We start from the raw sequence: 23,883 nt of genomic DNA on the forward strand, positions 1-23,883 counted from the left end.
TTAGACTTTATTCAAATTAGTTATTAATAGAGCTATGAATAATTCATAATATTAACGATGACAATACTTCTAAATAATAAAAAGCAATAGGAGTTAACATAATGAACCTAAAACCTATGTTTCTAATGCTTCTTAGTTTAATTGTAATGATTAGTTGGACGACTTACGCATATACGATTCAAGCAAGTGTACAAACAAGGGATTTGCATTTGCCGTTATCTTCAGATTACTCAAAAGAACGAAAAGACCAAGCCACTCATGCTATGATTCATTTTATTTCAAATGCAGGCAATAACCCTCAAGACCCATACAATATAAACTCTATTTATAACATTTTCCTTGATTACGGTTTTTCCACTCATTACATGATCGGAAGAAGTGGCGAAGTATATCAATTAGTCGACGAAGACCGAGTTGCTTTTCATGCAGGTGAAGGGGAACTATCAAGGTTTTCGGGGTACAAAAACAACTTGAATGAACACTCTATCGGAATCGAATTACTCGCCATTGGAACTGAAAACGAAATGCAGTCGATGTTATCCAATCAAGCATACAATTTGATTACTCCATCTAATATTGGATTTACAGATGCTCAATATCGTTCTCTTAACAGCCTTCTAGACGTTGTTTTAAATCGGCACCCAGCCATTAAGAGAAATAGAAATCACATTATAGGACATGAAGAATATGCGCCACGTAGAAAAACTGATCCCGGTAAATTATTTTCTTGGGCAAGAGTTGATTTCACTCAAAAACATAATGCCAGAAGAGGAGAATCGCTATGGGCAATCGCCCAGAAGTATGGGGTATCTGTTAATAGCCTTGTGACATTAAATCATATCGATCCAAATAAATACCTACAAATTGGGCAAAAGCTAACGATCCCTGCTATGTATCAAGTACTTCCAGGTGATTCACTGTGGAGAATTGCAAGCAAATATGGCGTAAGCCTTAAAACTCTAATTAACTTAAACAACCTAAATCCAAACGCTTATCTTCAGGTTGGTCAGAATTTAATAATACCTTCCACAACAATATCTTATAATGTAAAGTCTGGAGATACACTATGGGAAATTTCTCAAAAGTACCAAGTCAGTATTGATACAATCATTAAAGTGAACAACTTGGATTCGAGTGCTTATCTTCAAATTGGTCAAAAGCTTTTTATTCCTCATTAAGATATAAGGTTATTCATTTTATATCTCTTGACTAATTAAGGGAGCTTTGAGAGAGCTCCCTTTCGTTTTTAATCAGGCTACTCTCTTTCACCATTTAATCTAAATTTTCTTTCAATACATAATCTAATTATCCACTGAGAAACTATGCAAATAGAGGTTCATTGTGAAGGAAGTGGGTATTGTGGGAAAAGAAGGCACTCAGATTCCAATCAGTAAACATTTTAGTAAAAACATTGAATACTTACAAAAAGAACTTCGGATTGAGCAAAACTTTGATCTCATTCATCATAAAATTGAGCATGGCAAGCTAAAAATCGGCATGTTTTTCGTAGATGGATTCGCCGGTGGCTTGGCGATGATTGAAACATTAAAACGACTTAGTGAAGTTGATGAGCTAAGCTTTAAAAAAAATCCTGTGACAGTCTTAACTCAGTCGATTATCCCCCATCAAGAAGTAGATACGACTAAAGATTTAGAAGAAGTCATCGTTCAAGTGCTGTCTGGACAAGCTGCTTTTATAATTGAAGGATGTCAAGAGGCTGTCTTAGTCGATACCAGAGAATATCCAGTCCGTTCTCCAAAAGAACCTGACCTTGAACGAGTAGTTCGCGGACCACGAGATGGTTTTGTAGAAACCATTGTTTTCAATACGGCTTTAATCAGGCGACACGTTCGAGATCGTTCACTCATCTTTGAATACTTACAAGTTGGACAACGATCCAAAACGGACGTTTGTTTATCCTACATTGATAGTGTTGTAGACCCAAGATTAGTTAAACGTTTAAAAGATAAAATTGAAGAAATCAACATTGATGACTTATCCATGGGTGAGAAAACGTTAGAAGAGTTTATTTTCGGTAAAACCATGAACCCTTACCCACAAGTACGTTATACGGAGCGAGGCGATACAGCAAGCGTTCATTTAATGGAAGGGCACATCCTCATTCTCGTAGATGGGTCCCCAAGCGTGATGGTCTGCCCTGCGACATTTTGGCACCATTTACAACATGCAGAGGAATATAGACAAAAACCTGTTGTCGGAGCATTTTTACGATGGGTTCGTTTTGTTGCTTTATTTGCAGGGTTATTTTTACTTCCATTATGGTATTTGTTTGCAACGCATCCGGAATTGCTTCCAAAGGACTTTAGTTTTATTGGGGTTAACGAGGAAGGCGAAATCCCGCTATTTTTACAGTTTCTAATAGCGGAGATTGGCGTGGAAATCTTGAGAATGGCAGCAATCCACACCCCTAGTGCTTTGGCAACGGCTTTAGGTTTAATCGCGGCTTTAATGATTGGTGAAATTGCTATAGAAGTAGGGTTGTTTACATCCGAGGTTATACTTTACTTAGCTATTGCCGTTTTAGGCAACTATGCTATGCCTAGCTATGAAATTTCACTATCTAATCGTATTACTCGACTAGTTTTTCTAGCAGCAACCGCCGCTTTTGGAGTTATAGGTTTTGTAGTATCTATTTTCTTATGGTTATTATTACTCATCTCAACCAAAGTGTTAAACGCGCCTTATATGTGGCCCTTCATTCCGTTTAACGCAAAAGCTTTATACGTTACCTTATTCCGCTCGCCGATGCCACTTAATAAAAGTCGTCCGAGTGTTTTAAATACGCAAGATAGCTCTAGACAAACAGGAGAATCCTAGGCTGACTTAGGATTCTCCTTTGGCTTCTAATCGATCAATTAATTGATACTGCGGACGCGACTGGTACACTTGATACGGAACTGTATGATCATCCATCGCATCTAACGTCCGTTGTCGCAATTGTTCAGATGTAATAAGCTCGTCCAACTTTTGAGGATCAAGTTTTTTAAAATACACTTCCTTCGTTTCACCTTGAGCTACTCTAAGGTCACCTGACACATACTTACCTTTAAACGTCACACTCACATTACCACTACTTAAGTTTTGATTAACGGTGACGACACCTGTAATATCAACGTTTGCCCCTGTTTCTTCTAGTACTTCCCTTTTTACAGCTTCTATTAATGTTTCATTTTCTTCCATAACACCACCTGGAATCTCTGCCGTATAAGGCCTATGTTCATTACGAACGAGTAAAACTTCTCCTTCGTCATTTGTAATATAACCAGCTACCGACACAATGTGTTTTGCGATATGGTACTCACCAGTCGAGTACATAAAATCTTCTTGGCTTTCATATGTAAAACCTTTTCGTTTCTCTTGTGCCATTTGGTGTAATTCAGTTTGTTTAATTTTTTGTTCAATCTTTTCATAATGCTCTTTGCTTTCATACTCCCACATTGCCATAATCTCACTTTTCTCTTCATTCACCCAACGGCCAACTAATTTCGCACCGTGAGCGAGTTGATTGGGTAAGAGATAATGGTGAAAAAAGTTATTAAATGTCTCAATTTGATCTGAGGAAATTTGATACGTTTTTCTTCTAAAAAACATAAGAACTCTCCCGTCTATACTTTTAGCTCATTATGGCACATTTTCAGAAAACTAGCTATCTTTCACGAAAAAAGTCTGATGGCTCTCCATCAGACTTCTTCTACTTCCCACTTTTCATTTACATATAAACCAATAATGTCTAACTCAAATCCCCATGTTTTAGCTTTTTGAATGGATTGTTTAATTTGAGCTACTTTTTCCTCTTTATCAATCGGGTTCCCAGCACAATCATGGTGACCAACGATTGCTAACACTTTCGACCCATGCTTGCTGTAAGAAATATCTACTTTTGTTTTTAATGATTCCACTTGATCCTCTGACCCATCAAGTAGATACTTATTTGGGCCCGCTTCAGTAATCATATCAACGTAATCAACTTGATACTTAGATTTCATCCACTGAATGACCGGCTCTTGAACACGACCATCCATGCAATTAATTGCTGTTACAAATGTACCCTCTGCCATTATCTTTACTCCCTTCTTTATTCCTCAACTTAATATTAACATAATTTATTTCTTCTCTTGAACAGAGTCGTTTGGTAATTTTTTTGGGTTCATTGTTATATAAATTCCCTGAATAATATCATCAATAATAAAGAAGCTAACAACACTGTGCAATCGTTGATCCATATAGCTTATAATCCCGGGTTGGCCATTCACACTTTTAATTTCGTAATAAAAGTCATCAGTAGCATTTTTCAAAATTCCTTTCAAAAAGGCAGCAACATTCTGATTAAATATTATCGGACGTAAAGCTGCACGTACCTCACCTCCACCATCAGAATACAGGGTAACATCTTCTGATAATAAATGAAGCAATTGGTTGATATTTTGATGTTGTATAGCTCCAATAAACTGATCCACAATCTGTTGATTCTGTCTGTAATCTAGACTTTCATTCTCAACTTCTTTTATTTTGTACTTAGCACGACTATAAATTTTTCGACAGTTGTTCTCTTTCAGATCAACTATATCGGCAATTTCAGAATAAGAAAATCCTACCACATCTCTTAATACCAAAACCACTCTTTCATTTGGTGTTAGATTTTCCATCATTCGTAGATAAGCAATAGATAAGCCCTCTTTTTCCAATACGATATCTGCTGGTAACTTTTCTATCAGAATCGGTTCGGGGTTCCAAGGCCCCATGTATTGTTCTTTCGTATGTTGTGCCGATTTTAAATAATCTAAACAACGATTCGTCATCATCTTACAGAGATACGCTTTTTTATTATGAACCAGTTGATCCTCTACATCATACATCTTTAAAAAAGTCTCATGCACAAAATCCTCTATATAAGTAACAGAACCGAGGATTCGATAACCAATGGAAAATAAAAGTGGTCTCCACTCTATAAACTCATCTTGACTGATGTTCATAAACTCACCTGCCATTTATTCATCATTGCTTGAGCGGCATTCTTTCCAGTACTAATCGATGCTTCGGATAATATACTTTCATTCGATGCCCAATCACCCGCTATAAATAAATTTGGAACTGTTGTCTCTGGATCGTTAATGGATTGATTCTGACAAACTTCTGGTAACCTCTGATTAACGGTTAAGTTTGGAAAGAATCGACTCGTTTCTAAAAATTGACGCCACCCTGGTTGAACAATGTCTAAAAACGATTCCAATTCTACTTTTAATTGTTTGGTTGTATTATTTTCCTCAGGATGGAGATACTTCATAACATGTAAAACATAACCCTTCGATTGTTCAGACAGCTGTGCATATTTCGAGTGTAAAGCGTAATAATAACTTTCCTCAAGACTCATAGCAAAGGTTAATTTGGGTTTAGGAAGGTGATTTAACGCTACGTCCAATACTGCAGCTTTTACAGGTGTTATATCATCGTTAATACAATCTATTAAATTGTTTAATTTGCTAGGCTCACCTGTATATAAGACTTGTTCTGCGAATATCTGCTGATTTCCTACTTCCAATAAAAATTCATGGTCATCTTTAGGTATGATTTGTTTAACAAAGGAACCCTTTTGTATGACAACACCCTTCGATTTAGCTTTTTCATACAATTGATCAACCATTTTCTGCCATCCACTGTCTAAATATGTGACACCTTTAAATGCAGATTGCAATTGATTAACGATTACCCGTGCATCCGTTAGTTCTGGAGCATTACAGTAAGTCGACAACCTTCCAATCGTATATAATATAGATTGTATTTTAGGGTTGTCAGTCGTATTCCTAACCCAGTCTTGATAAGTGACAGGCCCTATATCTGATATTTTTTGTTTCCCTAATTGCAAGATGACTTTAAGCCATTCCATTCGTTCCCTCCAGTTTAATAGTTTCGTAGTTAAAATACCTTTTGGAGAAAATGGAGCTTGAAGACGCCTTCTGCCATCGTATAATATTCCCCCAGTATCAGGTGATTGGCCCTCAATCCTTACCCCAAGTTCATCTAATATCTGTTTAGCCTTACCTTTTTTATATAATGCATGAGGACCTAAATTAAAATAGTACTGATCTACTTTGTCTGTTTTGGCACGCCCACCTAGACGTTTTTCTCTTTCCAATAATAAAATTCGACGATGACAACCCCCTAAAAAATTTGCAGCAACTAATCCTGCCAGACCACCGCCAATAATGACTACATCATATCTCATAAAAAAGCCTCCTAATCGAATGTTATAAACATGACGATTAAGAGGTGGAATGTGTGACATTATTTGATAAAACAAAATTTTATAAAGCCCATTCCATACGGCTATTCAATATATTGCGCGTCAGTTCACCAGTTAAATTAAAAACTTGTAAATTAAACTTTGGATTCTTATTATTTGAATAACTCTTCCAATTTTCAGCTACATACTTTAGGTCTGTAGCCTTAATTATTGCCACATCACTATCTTCTTCGGAGAATGCTTTTAATTTCTGGGCTTGAGAAATTGCATCTCTGGTATATTCTGAAACTATTATAAGAAACAATGTCACCCTAGACTTTTCTGTTCTGATATAGCCTAGGAATTGATCAAAATGCTCTGAAGGAAATTCATATGGTTTTTCAGTACTCTTATTATCCCAAAGAACTACTTCTTTAGGGTTGTATTTTATTTTCCCGTCTGCATGTTTGGATCCTTTCATATCAATTGGCTCTATGCCAAGCTTCTTTTGAATTAAATAATGAGTTGCTTCTTCAAAATACCTCTCTACGTTTATATCTTTTTCAATCACCTTATTAACCCTCAATGATTTATAGTCCCTTGATGCCAATTGTTCATAAAAATCGTACATTCTCGATCTCTCGTCAGTTGGGTCAGAAAATTCAGGTGTTGAAAGGTTCTCATAATAATCAATAATATTCTGGACCTTATCTTCTTTTGTCCCACTTATTTTTGCTCCATCTAAATTTTTAAGAATTTGTGTCAGTTCCTTAGTGTTAAACGTTTTCAATGCTGTAGAAGGAAGAATGTTATGTTTAAGAATTCTTTGAATTAAATCTTTTTTATTCCCTCCGACATTTATTGATAGGAAATTTAGAATGACTTTAAGTTGAGTTACATTCAAGTCGTTTAGTAACGTTTCGTATACTTCATTTCTCAATTCTCCTCCCATTTCGTATCTAACTGTTCTAGCTATTTCATTCGGTATAATATAGTACGATTTCCCATCTCTATATCTAAGAATAATACCTCTCGATTGTAAATCTCTTAAAGTTCTTTCTATTTGTTTATGAGTATGTAACTTGTTATTCTTCTGAGGAAACCTTCCAATTATGCTTTCAATTAAATAATGATCTCTTTTAGAAAGTTCAAGTTCCTTTCGTAAAACATTTAAGATATTAATCTCATGTTCATTTAATGAATCGTCTTTCTTCCACGATTCAATTAATACAGCTTTATATATTCTCATTCTTTCCTCTGGTATAGCAGTTTTAATATATTCTTCATCTTTACTTTGTTCAACAATTTCTTTTTCTAAATTCTCTACTGTTGAAAAAACTTCACTTTCAGAAAGTATATAACCTTGCTGATCCATTAGTGACATGAGAACCATTTCATTTAACAAGGCAATGTCTCTTTCAGAGGAGTTAAAGTTTAAATTCCTTTTCACTCTTTCCTTATTTTGAAATTCATCAACATTCTTAATAATGACTTCTCTCATTTCTTCCTCTGTGTCCATTCTTACATCTTTTAAGAAGCTATCTACTGTTCTGTTTAAGTATAACTTAGACATCTTTGGCAAAATATCTTGCAAATACATATTTATCCCCCATTAAAAGTAGTATTATCACTATATTACCATAAAATTCTAAATATTTTGAGTTTTGGGATGTTCAGCTTTTGGTAAATTACTATACTTGTTTGAAAGATTACTTATACTCACTCTTTAAGGCTCACGCCTATTTTGTGTTCAAAAAGGGGCGTTTGACTAATTGTTCGCATATTGTATATGCAGACACCCAATTACTTAAGGAGTGAAAATATGTTTTATCATGTCAAGAGATTGCAGTATGAAGCTAAACCTGACCGACCAGATCCGTTATTCGCTAAGCAGCTACAAGAAATTTTAGGTGGGCAATATGGCGAGATTTCTGTTGCGATGCAGTATTTATTTCAAGGTTTCAACTTACGAATGGAAGGAAAATATAAGGATTTATTGGCGGATGTTGGAACTGAAGAGTTAGCTCACGTGGAAATGTTGGCAACCATGATTGCGCGACTGTTAGATGATGCACCGGTTGGTGATTTAGAAGAAGCCATGGATGACCCTGTGTTAGGTGCAGTTATTGGTGGTATGAATCCACAACACGCAATTGTTTCAGGTTTTGGTGCGATGCCTGTAGATAGTGTAGGAAACCGTTGGACGGCTGAATATATTGGAGCGAGCGGAAATCTTTTAGCTGATTTTCGTGCAAATGTGATGGCAGAATCGCAAGGCCGTTTACAAGCTAGTCGATTATATGCAGCGACGTCAGACCGAGGCGTTCGGGATATGTTGGCCTTTTTAATTGCTCGTGACAGGTACCATCAGAATATGTGGCTAGCAACGATTCAAGAACTTGAAGAAAAAGAAGGCGTCATTGTCCCATCTACCTTCCCTCCAGAACTTGAAAACCAAGATGTGGCCTATGAATTTTATAATTTATCTGAAGGAGATGCGAGCAGTAAAGGTCGTTGGGCAAGTGGACCAAGTATTGATGGATGCAGTACCTTTAAATACGTTGCCAACCCTAAACCTATGGGTGGTGTACCAAAACTTGAACCAGCTCCAGCCTACTCATTCAATACAAATTTCAATATACCACCACAATTATGCTAAGTTACAAGCTACTCCACAAAGGGGTAGCTTTTTATATGCACAACTTTTGCGACATAATTTCTACAGATGTTATAAATAATATTACAGAAGGAGGTATACATCATGAGTAAAAAAGTACTAATGGTTGTTACGAACCATACAGAAATTACAGATGACCATAAGACAGGCTTATGGCTTGAAGAATTTGCTGTTCCTTATAATGTATTTAAGGAAAAAGGTTATGATTTAAAAATAACGAGCATTGAGGGTGGCGAGGTTGCTTTAGACCCTAATAGTATTGAAGACCGCCCTGAGTGGAAAGAAGCAGAAGAGAAATTGAAAGATACACAAAAATTAACGAAAGAAGATACTGAAGGGTTCGACGCCATCTTCTTACCTGGCGGACACGGCACGATGTTCGACTTTCCAGAGAGCGAAACACTCCAATATGTCCTTCAGCAGTTTGCAGAGGCTGACAAAGTGATCGGATCCGTATGCCACGGACCATCAGGCTTGGTTAATGTGACGTATAATGATGGAACGCCTTTAGTAAAAGGCAAGGAAGTATCTGCATTCACGGATTCCGAAGAAAAAGAAATGCAACTGGATACGCACATGCCATTCATGTTAGAAACCAAGCTCCGTGAAAAAGGCGCTAACTTTAAGCACGGCGAAAACTGGGAAGACTACGCAGTTCGTGATGGGAAGCTAGTAACTGGGCAAAACCCACAATCCAGCCGATCATCCGCTGAAAAAGTCGTAGAAGCATTAGAAAACTAAAATATAAGGAGCTTGCTGACGGCAAGCTCCTCTTTTTTCTAGTATTGATGAAAATTTCCTAGTAATATATAAATTTTTCTAATAAAAAATCTGCTCCAATCACATTGGAGCAGATTTTAACTAGTTTATTCTAAAATGGTTACATCAACTGTTTTGATGCCCCACTGTCTAGCTTCGGATTTTGTTGGTAAGTGGACATCGATGCGGTTACCTTGAATTGCTCCGCCAGTATCGCCAGCGATTGCTTCGCCATAGCCTTCAACATGTACTTTTGTACCTAACGGAATGACATCTGGGTCAACCGCTACGACTTTTTTGTCGCGGTCTTGGTTTAAGTTAATGCCTGTTGCTGTAATACCGGAACAACCCGCGCATTCAGCTGTGTAAGCAGTTGATTCCATAGTTAGAGTTTCTTTAGCTTCTTCTTCGTTGTTAGACTCACTTGTTTCTTTTGGTTCAGGTGAAGTCGTCGTCTGACTTCCATCTCGGTTAACCATAAACTCATCAAACTGCTTCAACGCGTTTAATGAAAGATTTAATTCTAGTTCTTGTCCAATTAAAATTAAATCTGAATCAAGGCTGTTCCATTCTTTAAGATCTTTCATCTCAACGTTTAAGTCCCGAGCGAGCTCACTTAACGTATCACCTTGTTGAACTTCGATTGTTTTTTGATTATCTATTTCTAATGTATCGCCTGCATAAATTAAACTAGATGATAGATTGTTAAGCTTCATCACTTCATCTGTCGTCGAACTGTACTCTTCAGCAATTTCGCTGACCGTATCACCCGGTTGAATTTCGTATTCTGCCTCAGCTGATGCAGAAGTAAATCCGAAACCAGTTAATATAATTCCTCCTACTAACGAAAGAATTGTCTTCTTCATTGCTTGTCCCTCCTTAGATGACTTGCACGTGCATCATAACATGCTCGAACTGGACTTGTGGTTACACCCCTTTTAAGAGTCTTTTACAGATATGACAGCTCACCTATTTCCGTGTAATATAGAGAAAAGGAGTGTCACAAATGAATGTTAGAGAAGCCGTTTTATCAGATGCTAAAGGTATTGCAAAAGTCCATATCGATAGTTGGAGAACGACTTATAAAGGACTAGTACCAGATCAATTTTTAGATTCACTAGACTATGATGCCCGAGAGGAACGTTGGCAAAACATTATTCCTAATGGTAAAGTATGGGTAGCAGAAAACAACCAAGGTGAAGTCGTTGGTTTTGCGAGTGGTGGGCCAGAGCGTTCAGGGGATTACCCTTCCTATGAAGGTGAAATCTATGCCATTTATATTCTAAAAGACTATCAAGGCCAAGGTTTGGGCAAAATGCTAGTAAAACCGATTGTTGAACACTTAAAACAACAAGGCATAGGGACAATGCTTGTGCTAGTATTGGAAGGAAACCCTGCGACCCACTTTTATGAAAGTGTCGGTGGTAAGGCAATCGGCACGGAAAATTTAACGATTGCAGGAAAATCTTTAAATGAGATTGTCTACGCGTGGGATCAATTACCGGAACTATAGCTCGAAGGAGTAAGAAATATGCCGTTTACATTTAATTGGAGATTATGGGAGTACATAAGCACAGAAGATTGGATTCTAATTGGCTATTCCCTTGCCATTTTATTAGGATTCCATTTATTAAGGAAAATCTTTACTAAATACATTTTTTACTTCTTATTAAAGTTAGTTAATAATAAGAAAACTGACGTGTTGAAACAAATTCTAGAGGCTTATGAAAAACCTCTCAGATGGTTATTCGTCATCATCGGCTTGTATTTTGCTGTCAAAGTCTTCCCGTTTTTGAAGGCGGAAGATATTGATTTTATATACAAGCCAGGCTTAATCATCCTAATTTCTTGGGGGCTTTATAATTTGTCCTCCACTTCATCACTATTTTTCATGAAACTCAATGATGGTGTAGGTTTTGAAGTCGATCAAATTTTGATTCCATTCTTATCAAAAGCGTTAAGAGTCGTTATCATCGCTATTACAATTAGTATTATTTTTGAATCATTGGGCTATAACGTAGCCGGATTTGTAGCCGGACTTGGGTTAGGTGGTCTTGCCTTTGCACTGGCGGCTCAAGAAGTAATTAAGAATTTATTTGGTGGCGTTGTGATCGTCACGGAAAAACCATTTACCTTAGGGGATTGGATCGCCACTGGTAGTGTGGAAGGTGTTGTAGAAGACATATCTTTCCGTAGCACCGTTGTTCGGACGTTTGCTCAAGCTTTGGTGACCGTTCCAAACGCGACCCTATCCAACGAAGCCATTACTAACTGGAGTAAAATGGGCAAACGTCAAATTACCTTTAATTTAGGTGTTGAGTATAGCACACCGAAAGAAAAACTCGAGACAGTTGTAGAACGCATTCGCGGATTATTACAAAACCATGATGAGATCCATCAGGAAACGATTTTTGTCACATTCGATCAGTACAATGATAGCAGCTTAAATATTTTCTTATACTTCTTTACGAAAACGACTGACTGGGGCGAATATTTAAAAGCTAAACAAGATATTAATTTTAAGATTATGGATATTTTAGAAGAGGAAGGCGTATCTGTCGCATTTCCATCGCGTACCGTTTATATGGATAATGGAAACGCGACCATTACCAATAAAGAAGAAGATTAAGAGCACTTCAGCTAACGAAGTGCTCTTTTTTTACACGTCATGCTGATAGTCTTTTATGGTTACTTTGCCGTTACGGACATCTACTTTAATCTGATCCATTACAAATGGTGGTTCTTGACTCGGAATTTTAGTTTTTACTTGAATGACTGCCTCAAAGCACCCTTCACAATCTTCTACAGGATTCAGTTGAATCACCTGCTCCTCATCAATTTTCAGGTTTCGTCCGTAATACTCACCCACCGCTTCGTCAAGATAAGGGTTTAAAAGCTCTATAATTAGTTCCTCTTCTAAGTTCGTTTCAGCCAAAATCATACTTGCTGGAACTAACCAAATTACAAACATCAATGCAATCAAAATTTTCTTCAACACGATCACCTCTTATCCACTATTATGAGAAGGTTTGGGATGAATTATGTTAATTCCGTGATGTATGTTTTTATTTTCCATCGGTAACAATAACCATTGAATATTGAAAGGAGGAAGCGACTTTGAGAGAACATCCAAAAGATAAAGAACCTAGACAAGAAATGACCAACCAGCAAGGGCATCCTGTCACGGATAATCAGAATACAAGATCGGTCGGAAATCGAGGGCCTTTAGTATTTGAGAATTACGATTTTCTTGAGAAAATCAGTCACTTTGATCGTGAGAAAATTCCTGAGCGAATCGTACACGCACGTGGCGCTGGTGCTCATGGTTATTTTGAATCGTACGGTGAGGCGAATGGTGAGCCAATTTCAAAATATACACGTGCAAAAGTATTTGAAAAAGGTAAGAAAACGCCTGTATTTGTGCGTTTTTCAACAGTTAACCATGGGAAACACTCACCCGAGACATTACGCGACCCGCGTGGTTTTGCGGTGAAGTTTTACACAGAAGATGGCAACTGGGATTTAGTCGGGAATAACTTAAAGATTTTCTTCATTCGTGATCCGTTGAAATTCCCAGACTTTGTCCATTCGTTTTTCCCTGATCCAGTGACGAACATACAAGACCCTGAGCGGCAACTTGACTTCATAAGTGCTTCACCCGAAGCCACACATATGATTACATTCTTATTTTCACCGTGGGGAATTCCAGCTAATTACCGTCAGATGCAAGGTTCTGGGGTTCATGCTTACCGTTGGGTGAATAAAGAAGGCAAAACGGTATTGGTGAAATATCACTGGGAGCCTGTACAAGGTATCAAAAACTTAACACAGGATGAAGCAGATAAAATCCAGGGCATGAATTTTAACCATGCAACGCAAGATTTATACGATGCGATCGAAGACGGTAACTACCCTGAATGGGAGTTATACGTTCAAATCATGGAGGATCACGAGCATCCGGAACTTGATTTTGATCCGCTTGATCCGACGAAGCTTTGGTATAAAGATCAATTTCCATGGTATAAAGTTGGTAAGATGACGTTAAACAAAAATCCAGATAACTACCAATCTGAAGTAGAACAAGTTGCCTTTGGAACAGGGGTATTAGTAGATGGTTTAGACTTCTCAGACGATAAACTATTACAAGGTCGAACCTATTCATACTCGGACACTCAACGTTACCGTGTCGGTCCAAACTACTTACAACTACCGATCAACAGTCCAATAAAACGAGTGGTGACGAATCAAAACGGTGGGCAAATGGATTATCGGATGGATTATGCTGAGGAAAAAAATCCGCATATTAACTATGAACCATCTACTTTAAATGGCTTAAAAGAAGCCCAAAACCCTGGCGTTGAGAACACGCCTCATGTCGAAGGTAATATCGTTCGCGAACCCATTGAACGGCAAAATAACTTCGCCCAAGCCGGCGAAACTTACCGCCGCTTTAGTGATTGGGAACGCGACGATTTAATTACCAACTTATCGGGCGCCTTATCGAAGTGCCGAAAACCTATTCAAGATAAAATGATTGAACACTGCACAAAGGCTGACGAAGAATACGGACGTCGTTTAAAAGAAGCTCTTGAAAAAATGAAAACCGAAGACAAAATGGATGAAGCAGTCCATGATGCTGAAGAATTAGGGCATCCTTCAGATCCATACTAAAAATCAAACGCCAACTGGTTGTTCCCAGCTGGCGTTTTCCTTCTTTAAAAAAATCTTTTAATATCCTCTAAATCCTGAAGCACCTTCTCCACATCCTCTTCATTTAACTTCACTAAAATCTGATCATTCAACGTTAAGACTTGTCCCCCATCACCTGTATGAGCTAACAAGTAATCATGCAACAAACCAAGCTCATCTTCCGTAATGGTCGACTCAGTTGTTAGGTGCTTCACGCTCGTAATCGAGAACTCATGATTTTGCTGATCATAATCACCCGAAATAATTTGCCCGTCGATATGCATATCCCTCACCTCTAAGGGATAGTTTGCACAAAACATGTTGATAAAATGAGAAAACATGCGGGTAAATCTTTAAAACCTGCAGGTATTTTTAAAAAACCTGCTGATAAAATAAATGCACACCCCGTTTTCAACAGGGTGTGCATCATTTTTATCTAAAGAATGGAACCTCTTTAACACCAATCATTCGGGCATAGACGAACAGTTGTCCTTTATGATGGATTTCGTGTTCAAACATACCTTGTAAATAGGTGAACTTAGTCCCTTTCATTTGAGGAAGTTCCGCTTCGTTTTGCTTATCTAATTCTTCATCCGTCATATTTTCAATTTTCTTTTTCGTACTTTCGGTAAATTCTTTTACCTTCTGCCTAACTTCTTCCATAGAATCAAACTTCGGCATATCAGGTGCTTCCATTTTTTCTGTTTTGACCATAGCTGCAAACATGTCGCCAGCTGTCGCAACATGAAGTGCCATCGCTCCAAGCGACATCGCACCGTCCCACGGTTTATAATGCACATGTTCATCATCAATTTGTTCTAATAATTGTTCTAACTTCTCACGGTGATTTAACCAGTCATTTAAAAATTGCTGTACTTTAGACATGAGATGACCTCCTATAACGTCTTCAGTGCTTCTTCAATAGATTGTTCCCCGGATACTAAATCAAATCCGCGGTTGAATGCTTTTTCCTGATTTAGTGATGCCACGAGGACTCGTGCAACATCCTCTCTTGGAATAGTTGCGCGTTCTGGTAGGTCCGTTGCCACACGAACCTGTCCTGTGCCTGCTTCATTCAACAAGCCGCCTGGACGAACAATCGTGTGGTTAAGTGAACTTTCTTCTAAAGCTTTATCAGCATAGTGTTTCGCAACATAATAGTGACGAATTTTTTCATTCCAATTGTCACGATTGTGCGCTTGAAGCGCGCTCACCATTAAGAAACGCTCGACACCGGCTTTTTCTGCCGCTTCAACCATCTTAATCGCGCCATCTAAATCAATTAGTAATGTTTTATCTGCACCTGTTTGACCACCTGACCCAGCAGCAAAGATTACAGCGTCGCACCCCTCTGCTGCCTGTGCCAACTGTTCAACAGGCCCCTCTAAGTCTGCCAAAACAGCTTCGATGCCTTTTTCTTTAAATTCATTAAGCTGATCTTCCTTGCGTACCATCGCTCGAACATGATGGTCGTTTTGTTCTTGCAACATCTCAGTTGTTTGTTTACCAATCTGTCCATTTGCTCCGACAACTAACACTTTCATTTAATCAGCTCCTTTTTAGAATAGAACCTACTTAAAAGTATTTCATAAAAGCATTTTCTTATCAAAAGAGATGATTATGAGTTAATTAAATGACATATCTTCATATGAACTTTACAATATTAATGTACATAAAAAAGGAGTTACATTATGAGTCAGACACAGATCGGAATTAAACAAAACATTTTACAATTTACATTACTTGTCTTTATTAATTTATTCGTTGGTTTTATGGTCGGACTTGAGCGGACGGTTCTTCCGATTGTTGGTGAAGAGCATTTCGGATTAGCTTCAGCGAGTGCGACTTTATCATTTATTGTTAGCTTTGGTTTTTCAAAAGCAGCAATGAACTTTTTTGCTGGTGGTCTTGCGGATCGTTTTGGACGTCGTGAAGTACTGTTAGTTGGTTGGGCGATCGGTTTACTCGTTCCAATCCTCGTCATCTTCGCTCACGCTTGGTGGGTGATCGTGTTTGCGAATATTTTATTAGGGATTAACCAAGGTCTTACGTGGTCAATGACGTTGAATATGAAAATTGACTTAGCCAAAAGCAACCAGCGTGGTGTCGCGGTTGGATTCAATGAATTCGCAGGCTATATCGGCGTTGGGCTAATGGCGTCAATTTCTGGATTTGTAGCGTCACAGACCTCAATTCGACCGGAGCCGTTTTTATTAGGAATTGGGATTGTCGTTATCGGTTTTATTTTATCTTTATTTGCTAAAGACACCGAAAAACATGTTCAATCACAGTCCGAACAGCATAATGGTGAAGAAAATGAAAAGATCGATGCGAAAGAAGTGTTTAAGAAAACGACTTGGAAAGATTTTAACTTATCTACACTTACATTCGCTGGCTTGAGTACTAATTTAAAAGACGGTATGGCCTGGGGGTTATTCCCTGTCTTTCTAGCAGCCGGCGGGTTGTCAGTTGGCCAAATCGGAATTGTTGTTGCAGCCTATCCACTTGCTTGGGGTTTCTTTCAGTTGTTCACCGGTATCTATAGTGATCGGATTGGACGTAAAGGCTTAATCGTTAGCGGGATGATTGTGCAAGCCCTAGCATTATGGATGTTTCTGTTGGTGGATACGTATGCATTATGGCTCGCAGCGGCTATCATTCTTGGTATTGGAACCGCAATGGTTTACCCAACCATTATTGCAGGGGTCGGCGATGCCTCACACCCTAAGTGGCGTGCGACTTCACTTGGCTACTACCGCTTCTGGCGTGATAGTGGTTATGCCTTCGGTGCTCTTTTTGCCGGACTTTTCACCGATCTTCTGAATGTTGATTGGGCGATTGGTCTAGTCGCGATCTTACCGCTATTAGCAGGTTTAAGAGCGATTCGAATGAAAGAGACGATGAAATAATATTTAAAGCTCATGTATAGAATTATGTCTACATGAGCTTTTTCTATGCCAATTTTTGTTATAATAGATTTAACATTCTAGAAAAAAGGAAGATTTATAGTGAGACAACCACCAAAGCAACGAATTGCAGAAGACGCAATCAAAGCTTGGCGTCTTTCGGCTTTATTGTATCTATTAATTCCAGTTGCCCTAACCATCGGGGCTTTTATCTTAACCTATGTCATTGAATTTTTGCCGCCATGGGTCTGGATTTTATTACTTGCGCTTACGATTATTGATTTAGTCGTTTCACCTTTCATTTTGCCAAAATTGCGTTGGCGCAGGTGGCGTTATGAAGTTTTGGATGATGAAATCTACATCCAGCATGGTATTCTGATTGTCACTCAAACGCTGATTCCGATGATTAGAGTCCAACATGTCGATACGAAGCAAGGGCCAATATTGGCGAACTATAAATTAGCAACTCTAACGATTTCGACGGCAGCAACTATTCATGAGATTCCGGCTCTAACTGAACAAGAAGCCTCTAATATGCGAGACTTAATTTCTGAATTGGCAAGGGTGGAACAAGAAGATGTCTAAACTACACCCGTTAGCCATTTTGTTTAATATTTTTAAATCAGTCCGAAGTATTATGTACGGCTTGCTGCCTATTATTGTCTTGGCCATTGGTGACGGCTTTTTTAAGTACTTATTTCTCGCGATCGGAGCGATATTAGTCATCACGATTGTTATTGGCGTTCTAACTTGGCTGCGGTTTACTTATGAAGTGACGGATGATGAGTTACATATTAAGCAAGGAATTTTAGTTAGAAAGGACCGGTACATCTCCAAAAACCGCATTCAATCGATTGATTTAACACAAGGAATCTTTCACCGTCCTTTTGGCCTGACTCGCGTGGATATAGAAACCGCTGGCAGTGATAAAGATGTAGATGCGAGTCTAAGTGCGGTACATTTGTCGGAAGGCCGGCGAGTTAAAAACGAACTAAAAGGTCTTGTTGAAACTGGAGAAACGAAGACCGAAGCTGAGAAACAGTACCCAAAGAGAACGATCACAAATCGCAGCCTATTTATTGCCGGTGCGACATCAGGAAGTATTGGGATTATTATCGGTCTATTTGGTTTATTGTTTTCTCAACTTGAAAATATGATCCCAGATTACGTTTACGAAGTTGGGGCTGAATGGCTTTTAGCTCAGGCCATTATAACCTTGGTCGTTTTGGCCATATTCATTGTCGTCTTCCTTTGGTTACTAGGCATTTTAGGAACGTTTATCAAATATGGCAGTTTCCAAATCACAAGGTTTGATGATGAACTATTAATTACTCGAGGGTTACTTGAGAAAAAGCAGATGACGATTCCGCTTAAGCGAATTCAAGCTGTAGGAATCGAAGAAGGGTTAACAAGGCAACCATTTGGTCTAGCCACTGTTTACGTCGTCATAGCTGGTGGCGAAATTGGTAAAACAGCCGACCAACACACGTTGCTTTTTCCTATTCTGAAAAAACGTGACATTTCGGCTTTTTTAGGTGAAATATTACCAGAATATAATCACATCCCGGATGAGTTTCATCGCCCACCGAAACGAGCCATTCCTTATTATATTGTAAGGTCCATTACATTGCCCGTATTGGCAGTGATCGGCTCTTACCTGTTCATCCCTTTACTTTGGGTGTACATTGCAATTTTCGCAGGTGCGATGTTCATCTTAGGGTATTTCTGTTACCGAGATGCAGGCTATACGATTAAAGGTCGTCAGCTTATGGTTCAAATGAGACGTTTTTCAAAGGAAACCTTAATTATACCGCACAATCGAGTTCAGAGCGTTGATTTTAAGAAACACTTCTTACATCGTAAACAAGGGTTGGCCCAGGCAAAAGTCTCGATCCTAAGTAAACTCGCCGGGCGACACCTTTGGGTAAAAGAGCTCGAACAACATCATGTAAAACGTATATCCGATTGGATATAACAAAATCCACATGCTTCGTCGCATGTGGATTTTTTATATTTAAGCACCTTGAGTTTGTGCTTCGTATTCTTCAATTTTACGCAAACGCTCTTGGATTTCTTCTTCAGAAAGTTCGTATTCTTCGATATATAGGTTGCGATCGGTCGTACGACATTCATGCGTGCACCCGCGCATATAGAAATGTTCGTTCTCTTCTGAGCAAAGGATTTGCTTATTACAATCAGGGTTAGCACAGTTTACATAACGCTCACAAGGTTCGCCAGTGAAGTAATCACGGCCAACGACTACGTGTTCTTTTTGGTTAACAGGTACGCTGATGCGCTCATCAAACACGTACATTTGACCGTCCCAAAGCTCACCTTGAACTTCTGGATCTTTACCGTAAGTCGCAATACCGCCGTGAAGTTGGTTTACATCTTCAAATCCTTGCTTTTTCAACCAACCTGAAAACTTCTCACAACGAATACCGCCTGTGCAATAAGTTAAAATGCGTTTACCTTCAAGCATGTCTTTATTTTCTTCAACCCAATCCGGTAGTTCACGGAATGTCTTAATATCCGGGCGAATCGCACCACGGAAATGACCAAGATCATACTCATAATCATTACGAGCATCTAACACGATCGTGTTTTCATCTTGTAATAATTTTTTGAATTCCTTAGGCTCTAAATAGTTTCCCGTCAATTCATTCGGATCAATGTCATCTTCTAAACTAAGGCTTACAATCTCCGGACGATGGCGCACGTGCATTTTCTTAAACGCATGCCCACCTGCTTCATCAATTTTGAACTCCATATCCGCAAAACGAGGATCATGACGAAGCTCTTCCATATATTTGTCTGTTTGCTCGATTGTACCAGACACCGTACCATTAATACCTTCTTCCGCGATTAAAATACGTCCTTTAAGACCTAAATCCTTACAGAATTTCAGATGATCTTTCGTCAATTCTTCCGGATTGTCGATATGAACGTACTTATAATACAGCAATACGCGATAAGTTTTATCTCCCATAAATAAAACCACCTCATAATTGAATTTTCTTACGTATAAGTACGTAGAATGATTTTTTCCAAGCATTAATTTTACAATATTATGAGGCGGTTTTCAATAAAAGTTTAACGTAGATTGAGGGTATGCTCGCCTGTATCCATTAAATCTCGATCATGCGTGACTAAAATGACACTAGTCCCGTCGGCCTTAAGCTCTTTTAGAATATCCATAATTTGGTCCCGATTGGACTGATCTAAGTTCCCGGTCGGCTCATCACAAATCAACAAACTTGGTTCGTTGATTAACGCTCTTGCAATAGCCAATCGTTGCTTCTCACCACCCGAGAGTTGAGCTGGATAGTGGTGACGCCGATCTCCTAAATGAACTTTTTCCAATAATTCTTGTGCTCTTGACTTCAAGGCGTCTTGATTTTGATATGGGACTAACGGAAGCATAACATTCAGTTCCGCATGAAATTGGTCAAACAGTTTGTAGTCCTGATATATAAACCCTAATTGATGACGTCTAAACGCCTGCAATTCTTGGTCTTTGGCATCACTGATCTGAAACTCGTCATACTGAATGACACTGCCTTCATCCGCTGGCAGCAACCCAGCGATACATTGAAGCAACGTCGTTTTCCCAGAACCAGAAGGACCCAGAATCGTTAACCATTCGCCCTCGTTTAACGTAAAATTGATGTTCTTTAAAATTTGTAAATCGTCGGTAGCCGTTTGATACGTTTTATTTAAGTTCGATACGTTTAACTTCATTATGCCACCTTCTTCTTATACCAATATTTTGTAAACCGTCGTAGAATAGACGTTAAGACTACGGAAGACACGACCATAATGCCTAAGAATAGGAACAAGCTTATAAGCACCACCGGCCATAGTTGGTCACCTACTTGACCAATCAATTGCTGATAAGCAATGACACTAATCATAACGCCGATCAAAATGGAAAACCCATTCCAAAGCGCCACTTCTCGTAAATAGAACGTATATAACTGTTTTTGATTCCAGCCTATGTGGTGAAATAACGTCATCTCATGTGAGCGCTGTCGCCACAATGTGACTAAGGTTTCAACTAACGTAAACACCGTTAAGGTATAGAGAATCACCAACAGAACGACATAAAACCATTCCATTTCGCCATGGACATAAACGCCTAAAGTGGTTTCCGTTGTACGACTGTGCTCTTGTTCAAGCATCAACGTGAGGAACAGTGAGACGACCGTCATAATCCACACCTGCAGCATTGAAAAGATAACCATTCGGCGGTAATACCAGGCATTTTGCCACGTGATGCCACCTTTTCTGACCCCTTGGCGTTGTGGCTTGTCTTGACTCTTGGTTACGAAAACGGTCACAATGGCCATTAAGACTATGATTGTAAGGCATAGGATACCTAAACTGATCACGAGACTTGGCACCTCTAAAACGATACTCATCGTAACAAGTACAAGGAACGCTACGACGAACGGAAGGCCAACCATCTCTGACCATTCTTTTAGGCGAAGTTTGCGAATATCTTGTTTTAACCATCCGAAGCTTTGAAGTAGCGCTTCTTCTGATTGTCTCGATTTAATCAAATGTGCAAAGCTAAAAATTAGGTAAATCATACTGACAAGCGTAAACAGCAACGTCAGGGTAAGACTGACGACATCCCAGCTTTGTAAAATCGTATCAGCGGCCCCTAATGTGGTCCAAGGTTGTACCACGTCTCCTATGCCTTCTACATCGATCGTTAGCCATTGGTGGGAAGCCCCTGCAACGATATCAACCGTAAAGCCTTGTTCCTCAAATTCTTGTGCCATATCTTTAATTTTGTCAGCAGCCGCTTGATCATAACCATCAATCCCCGCCACACGAACTCGAATAGCATCAATTGGCTCTTCACCTTTTAGTTGTTCGACCCATTCCATTGACACTAACCCTCTTGCGGGTGTTGTAATAAAACTCCCTGGCACCGCTGTGGGTTGAATTTGTGTGTCTCGCTCGTCAGCTAAATACGTTTCGTGAATACCATAAATACCTAATGGTGACGCAGCCAGGGCTTCATTATTGGTGTCTACATCAAAGTTACCAGCATGATAAAACTGAATGCCTTCTCCTTCGACTATTTCCCAATCTTCCCTAACATAATTTGATTTTTCTTCAATATTTCTATAGATAGGAATTCCAGACGACTCATCGACGCCTTGTTGGTCGATGGCCAAGCCTTCGTCTGTTATTTGGTAGTCCACAGGGTGAACATCGTAAAAGGTTTCCTGACTATAATGGCTGATTGCCATAAATCTACCATTCCCACTCCCTATTTCATCTAGCTTAAATTGATAATTTTCATCTGCATACAGTAAATTAGCATAAAATGGCGAAACAATTTCTGAGAAATCTAACTCGTATTCATTAGACGTTAGGGATTCTTTGTCACGCATGTCTTGCATCAATTGCTGGTATAGCTGTTCATCATTATACATGACCGAAATAAAATTCCCGCCATATTCTTCTTTCATCGCCTGTAGTTCAGATTGGGTAATCTCAAGGGTGTCTAGTTGAATATGCGCTTTAAGAGGAAGTTTGGCATCTTCCAGGCTTAATATTGACACCTCTTGAAACCCTTCTGCCGTAATCCCTGATCCCCCAGAATTTAACAGGGCAAAATCTTCTCCGGTTAGTTTCTCTTCCTCATCAACGTCAATTGCAACCACTTGATGATAGGTCGGAGGGAAGTCAAACGATGGGTAACTGCCATTAAAAAAACCTGCAAGCGACCGTTCCACGATTTCGGTGTAGCCATGCGACTCTTCCTCATCTGGTATTGTGTAAGCTGTTAGAGTGTCGCCGATCTCATAAGTATGTAAGCCATCCGTGGTCGTGTACTCAACTTGGTATCGAATAGTGGCGTCTTCTCTTTCGGGTAGAGAGTAAGTAATACCATTGGCTGTATACAACCCTAAGGCCGCCACAGGCGCAGCGACTTCAACGTCGTCACGCTCAAGGACGTTTTGCCACTCTTCAACTGTAATACCACCGTCTCCAATCCCTAAGTAATTCTCCTCAACCAGGCCTAAGTCTTCTTCAACATCTGTTCGACTATCAGGAGGTCGCAGTAATAGATCATAACTCCCCCGAGCGAAATCATAAATCTCCTGTTCAACCGTTTTGGATGCATCACTTAATGAATGAATGGAAAAAGGAATAAGTAAAAAAATGATCAATAAAACGAGCATCATCTGAATCCTTTTTCCTTTTTGAGTTAAACGAATTCTCACCAGATCACCCGCCAGTAAAATAGATAAATTTTCCAACCATTCTTAGGTAAATGATACATTTTTTTAAAAATTTTGTCAATTCAAAAAATAACTTGCTAATTTATCGGCAGGTTTTTGTGATTTACCTGCAGGTCTATGAACTTTACCCGCAAGTTTTTTCGATTTACTCGCATGTTTTCAAAAAATATCCGCATGTTTTATAAATTTACGCGCAGGTTGAACAATTAAATCATGATAGTCATCTTCGAAATTGAACTCTAGCTTATATGAGGTTTTTTTGTAATTGCCTATTTTCGGTAAGTTAGCTCTTTTCAACATTTCATACGCAGTTCTTTCTGAGCTTACCCTGGTAAACCACCTAAACTG

The 23,883-nt window shown here is 38.9% G+C and carries 23 protein-coding genes; 10 read left to right on the forward strand and 13 right to left on the reverse strand.

Annotation, left to right across the window (positions count from 1 at the left end):
- Nucleotides 1-101 precede the first annotated feature (101 nt).
- Both EDC24_RS09280 and EDC24_RS09285 read left to right on the forward strand, forming a co-directional pair.
- Complete coding sequence (locus EDC24_RS09280) at nt 102-1,178, forward strand: LysM peptidoglycan-binding domain-containing protein (protein WP_124221906.1); 1,077 nt, start codon at nt 102-104, stop codon at nt 1,176-1,178.
- A gap of 163 nt (nt 1,179-1,341) precedes the next feature.
- Nucleotides 1,342-2,838, forward strand: coding sequence for a spore germination protein (locus tag EDC24_RS09285; RefSeq protein WP_342769357.1), 1,497 nt, complete (start codon nt 1,342-1,344; stop codon nt 2,836-2,838).
- A 6-nt stretch (nt 2,839-2,844) separates the two neighbouring features.
- Here EDC24_RS09285 and EDC24_RS09290 read toward each other — a convergent pair whose 3' ends face one another.
- The 5 genes from EDC24_RS09290 to EDC24_RS09310 all read right to left on the reverse strand — a co-directional run bounded on the left by EDC24_RS09290 (nt 2,845) and on the right by EDC24_RS09310 (nt 7,841).
- Nucleotides 2,845-3,612 (reverse strand): NUDIX hydrolase, encoded by a 768-nt coding sequence (locus tag EDC24_RS09290; protein WP_124221907.1) that lies wholly within the window; start codon nt 3,610-3,612, stop codon nt 2,845-2,847.
- Nucleotides 3,613-3,701: 89 nt separating this feature from the next.
- The gene (locus EDC24_RS09295; RefSeq protein WP_124221909.1) at nt 3,702-4,079 is read right to left on the reverse strand and encodes a carbonic anhydrase; all 378 of its coding nucleotides are present in this window, start codon (nt 4,077-4,079) and stop codon (nt 3,702-3,704) included.
- 45 nt (nt 4,080-4,124) lie between these two features.
- Nucleotides 4,125-5,009, reverse strand: coding sequence for an RNA polymerase sigma factor SigJ (gene sigJ, locus EDC24_RS09300; RefSeq protein ID WP_245998089.1), 885 nt, complete (start codon nt 5,007-5,009; stop codon nt 4,125-4,127).
- Nucleotides 4,991-6,244: a phytoene desaturase family protein gene (locus EDC24_RS09305; protein WP_170158532.1), complete on the reverse strand. Its 1,254-nt coding sequence runs from the start codon at nt 6,242-6,244 to the stop codon at nt 4,991-4,993. Before EDC24_RS09305 ends, sigJ begins: the two co-directional genes overlap by 19 nt.
- A gap of 79 nt (nt 6,245-6,323) precedes the next feature.
- Entirely contained in the window at nt 6,324-7,841 is a 1,518-nt protein-coding gene (locus tag EDC24_RS09310) for an SAP domain-containing protein (RefSeq protein WP_124221913.1), read from the reverse strand.
- 222 nt (nt 7,842-8,063) lie between these two features.
- Between EDC24_RS09310 and EDC24_RS09315 the strand changes: the two genes are divergently transcribed.
- Both EDC24_RS09315 and EDC24_RS09320 read left to right on the forward strand, forming a co-directional pair.
- Entirely contained in the window at nt 8,064-8,900 is an 837-nt protein-coding gene (locus EDC24_RS09315; RefSeq protein WP_124221915.1) for a manganese catalase, read from the forward strand.
- Nucleotides 8,901-9,002: 102 nt separating this feature from the next.
- A complete protein-coding gene (locus tag EDC24_RS09320) occupies nt 9,003-9,659 on the forward strand; it encodes a type 1 glutamine amidotransferase domain-containing protein (protein WP_124221917.1) in 657 nt (218 codons plus the stop codon).
- A gap of 125 nt (nt 9,660-9,784) precedes the next feature.
- Here the strand turns inward: EDC24_RS09320 and EDC24_RS09325 are convergent, their stop codons facing one another.
- Nucleotides 9,785-10,543 carry a LysM peptidoglycan-binding domain-containing protein gene (locus EDC24_RS09325; protein WP_124221918.1) on the reverse strand — a complete coding sequence of 253 codons (759 nt, stop codon included), beginning with the start codon at nt 10,541-10,543 and terminating at the stop codon, nt 9,785-9,787.
- Between the two features lie 140 nt (nt 10,544-10,683).
- On the opposite strand from EDC24_RS09325, the gene EDC24_RS09330 reads away from it, so the two are divergent.
- Together EDC24_RS09330 and EDC24_RS09335 are read left to right on the forward strand one after the other, a co-directional pair.
- Complete coding sequence (locus tag EDC24_RS09330) at nt 10,684-11,190, forward strand: GNAT family N-acetyltransferase (RefSeq protein WP_124221920.1); 507 nt, start codon at nt 10,684-10,686, stop codon at nt 11,188-11,190.
- A gap of 18 nt (nt 11,191-11,208) precedes the next feature.
- Complete coding sequence (locus EDC24_RS09335) at nt 11,209-12,306, forward strand: mechanosensitive ion channel family protein (protein WP_124221921.1); 1,098 nt, start codon at nt 11,209-11,211, stop codon at nt 12,304-12,306.
- A gap of 30 nt (nt 12,307-12,336) precedes the next feature.
- On the opposite strand, the gene EDC24_RS09340 is transcribed toward EDC24_RS09335, so the two are convergent.
- Nucleotides 12,337-12,672, reverse strand: coding sequence for a DUF3888 domain-containing protein (locus EDC24_RS09340; RefSeq protein ID WP_124221923.1), 336 nt, complete (start codon nt 12,670-12,672; stop codon nt 12,337-12,339).
- A 161-nt stretch (nt 12,673-12,833) separates the two neighbouring features.
- On the opposite strand from EDC24_RS09340, the gene EDC24_RS09345 reads away from it, so the two are divergent.
- Complete coding sequence (locus tag EDC24_RS09345; RefSeq protein ID WP_124222094.1) at nt 12,834-14,348, forward strand: catalase; 1,515 nt, start codon at nt 12,834-12,836, stop codon at nt 14,346-14,348.
- 44 nt (nt 14,349-14,392) lie between these two features.
- On the opposite strand, the gene EDC24_RS09350 is transcribed toward EDC24_RS09345, so the two are convergent.
- From EDC24_RS09350 to EDC24_RS09360, 3 genes are all read right to left on the reverse strand, one after another.
- Entirely contained in the window at nt 14,393-14,650 is a 258-nt protein-coding gene (locus EDC24_RS09350; protein WP_124221924.1) for a hypothetical protein, read from the reverse strand.
- A 148-nt stretch (nt 14,651-14,798) separates the two neighbouring features.
- Nucleotides 14,799-15,251, reverse strand: a complete 453-nt coding sequence (locus EDC24_RS09355) for a DinB family protein (protein ID WP_124221926.1) — start codon at nt 15,249-15,251, stop codon at nt 14,799-14,801.
- 11 nt (nt 15,252-15,262) lie between these two features.
- Nucleotides 15,263-15,910, reverse strand: coding sequence for an SDR family oxidoreductase (locus tag EDC24_RS09360; protein WP_124221928.1), 648 nt, complete (start codon nt 15,908-15,910; stop codon nt 15,263-15,265).
- 147 nt (nt 15,911-16,057) lie between these two features.
- Here EDC24_RS09360 and EDC24_RS09365 point away from each other — a divergent pair, with 147 nt between their 5' ends.
- The 3 genes from EDC24_RS09365 to EDC24_RS09375 all read left to right on the forward strand — a co-directional run bounded on the left by EDC24_RS09365 (nt 16,058) and on the right by EDC24_RS09375 (nt 19,247).
- Nucleotides 16,058-17,275: an MFS transporter gene (locus EDC24_RS09365; protein WP_124221929.1), complete on the forward strand. Its 1,218-nt coding sequence runs from the start codon at nt 16,058-16,060 to the stop codon at nt 17,273-17,275.
- A gap of 99 nt (nt 17,276-17,374) precedes the next feature.
- Entirely contained in the window at nt 17,375-17,857 is a 483-nt protein-coding gene (locus EDC24_RS09370) for a PH domain-containing protein (protein ID WP_124221931.1), read from the forward strand.
- A complete protein-coding gene (locus tag EDC24_RS09375) occupies nt 17,850-19,247 on the forward strand; it encodes a PH domain-containing protein (RefSeq protein WP_124221932.1) in 1,398 nt (465 codons plus the stop codon). Before EDC24_RS09370 ends, EDC24_RS09375 begins: the two co-directional genes overlap by 8 nt.
- A 39-nt stretch (nt 19,248-19,286) precedes the next feature.
- On the opposite strand, the gene trhO is transcribed toward EDC24_RS09375, so the two are convergent.
- From trhO to EDC24_RS09390, 3 genes are all read right to left on the reverse strand, one after another.
- Entirely contained in the window at nt 19,287-20,261 is a 975-nt protein-coding gene (trhO, locus tag EDC24_RS09380; RefSeq protein WP_124221934.1) for an oxygen-dependent tRNA uridine(34) hydroxylase TrhO, read from the reverse strand.
- Between the two features lie 104 nt (nt 20,262-20,365).
- A complete protein-coding gene (locus tag EDC24_RS09385; RefSeq protein ID WP_124221935.1) occupies nt 20,366-21,013 on the reverse strand; it encodes an ABC transporter ATP-binding protein in 648 nt (215 codons plus the stop codon).
- Complete coding sequence (locus tag EDC24_RS09390; RefSeq protein ID WP_170158533.1) at nt 21,013-23,553, reverse strand: ABC transporter permease family protein; 2,541 nt, start codon at nt 23,551-23,553, stop codon at nt 21,013-21,015. The genes EDC24_RS09385 and EDC24_RS09390 overlap by 1 nt, the downstream gene beginning before the upstream one ends.
- Between the last annotated feature and the right edge of the window lie 330 nt (nt 23,554-23,883).

It is taken from the genome of Aquisalibacillus elongatus (assembly GCF_003843875.1).
Classification (GTDB): Bacteria; Bacillota; Bacilli; order Bacillales; family Alkalibacillaceae; genus Aquisalibacillus; species Aquisalibacillus elongatus.

Coding starts and splice junctions, on each gene's coding strand:
- EDC24_RS09280 (WP_124221906.1), top strand. CDS start 102: ATGAACCTAAAACCTATGTTTCTAATGCTTCTTAGTTTAATTGTAATG.
- EDC24_RS09290 (WP_124221907.1), bottom strand. CDS start 3,612: ATGTTTTTTAGAAGAAAAACGTATCAAATTTCCTCAGATCAAATTGAG.
- EDC24_RS09295 (WP_124221909.1), bottom strand. CDS start 4,079: ATGGCAGAGGGTACATTTGTAACAGCAATTAATTGCATGGATGGTCGT.
- sigJ (WP_245998089.1), bottom strand. CDS start 5,009: ATGGCAGGTGAGTTTATGAACATCAGTCAAGATGAGTTTATAGAGTGG.
- EDC24_RS09305 (WP_170158532.1), bottom strand. CDS start 6,244: ATGAGATATGATGTAGTCATTATTGGCGGTGGTCTGGCAGGATTAGTT.
- EDC24_RS09310 (WP_124221913.1), bottom strand. CDS start 7,841: ATGTATTTGCAAGATATTTTGCCAAAGATGTCTAAGTTATACTTAAAC.
- EDC24_RS09315 (WP_124221915.1), top strand. CDS start 8,064: ATGTTTTATCATGTCAAGAGATTGCAGTATGAAGCTAAACCTGACCGA.
- EDC24_RS09320 (WP_124221917.1), top strand. CDS start 9,003: ATGAGTAAAAAAGTACTAATGGTTGTTACGAACCATACAGAAATTACA.
- EDC24_RS09325 (WP_124221918.1), bottom strand. CDS start 10,543: ATGAAGAAGACAATTCTTTCGTTAGTAGGAGGAATTATATTAACTGGT.
- EDC24_RS09330 (WP_124221920.1), top strand. CDS start 10,684: ATGAATGTTAGAGAAGCCGTTTTATCAGATGCTAAAGGTATTGCAAAA.
- EDC24_RS09335 (WP_124221921.1), top strand. CDS start 11,209: ATGCCGTTTACATTTAATTGGAGATTATGGGAGTACATAAGCACAGAA.
- EDC24_RS09345 (WP_124222094.1), top strand. CDS start 12,834: ATGACCAACCAGCAAGGGCATCCTGTCACGGATAATCAGAATACAAGA.
- EDC24_RS09350 (WP_124221924.1), bottom strand. CDS start 14,650: ATGCATATCGACGGGCAAATTATTTCGGGTGATTATGATCAGCAAAAT.
- EDC24_RS09355 (WP_124221926.1), bottom strand. CDS start 15,251: ATGTCTAAAGTACAGCAATTTTTAAATGACTGGTTAAATCACCGTGAG.
- EDC24_RS09360 (WP_124221928.1), bottom strand. CDS start 15,910: ATGAAAGTGTTAGTTGTCGGAGCAAATGGACAGATTGGTAAACAAACA.
- EDC24_RS09365 (WP_124221929.1), top strand. CDS start 16,058: ATGAGTCAGACACAGATCGGAATTAAACAAAACATTTTACAATTTACA.
- EDC24_RS09375 (WP_124221932.1), top strand. CDS start 17,850: ATGTCTAAACTACACCCGTTAGCCATTTTGTTTAATATTTTTAAATCA.
- trhO (WP_124221934.1), bottom strand. CDS start 20,261: ATGGGAGATAAAACTTATCGCGTATTGCTGTATTATAAGTACGTTCAT.
- EDC24_RS09385 (WP_124221935.1), bottom strand. CDS start 21,013: ATGAAGTTAAACGTATCGAACTTAAATAAAACGTATCAAACGGCTACC.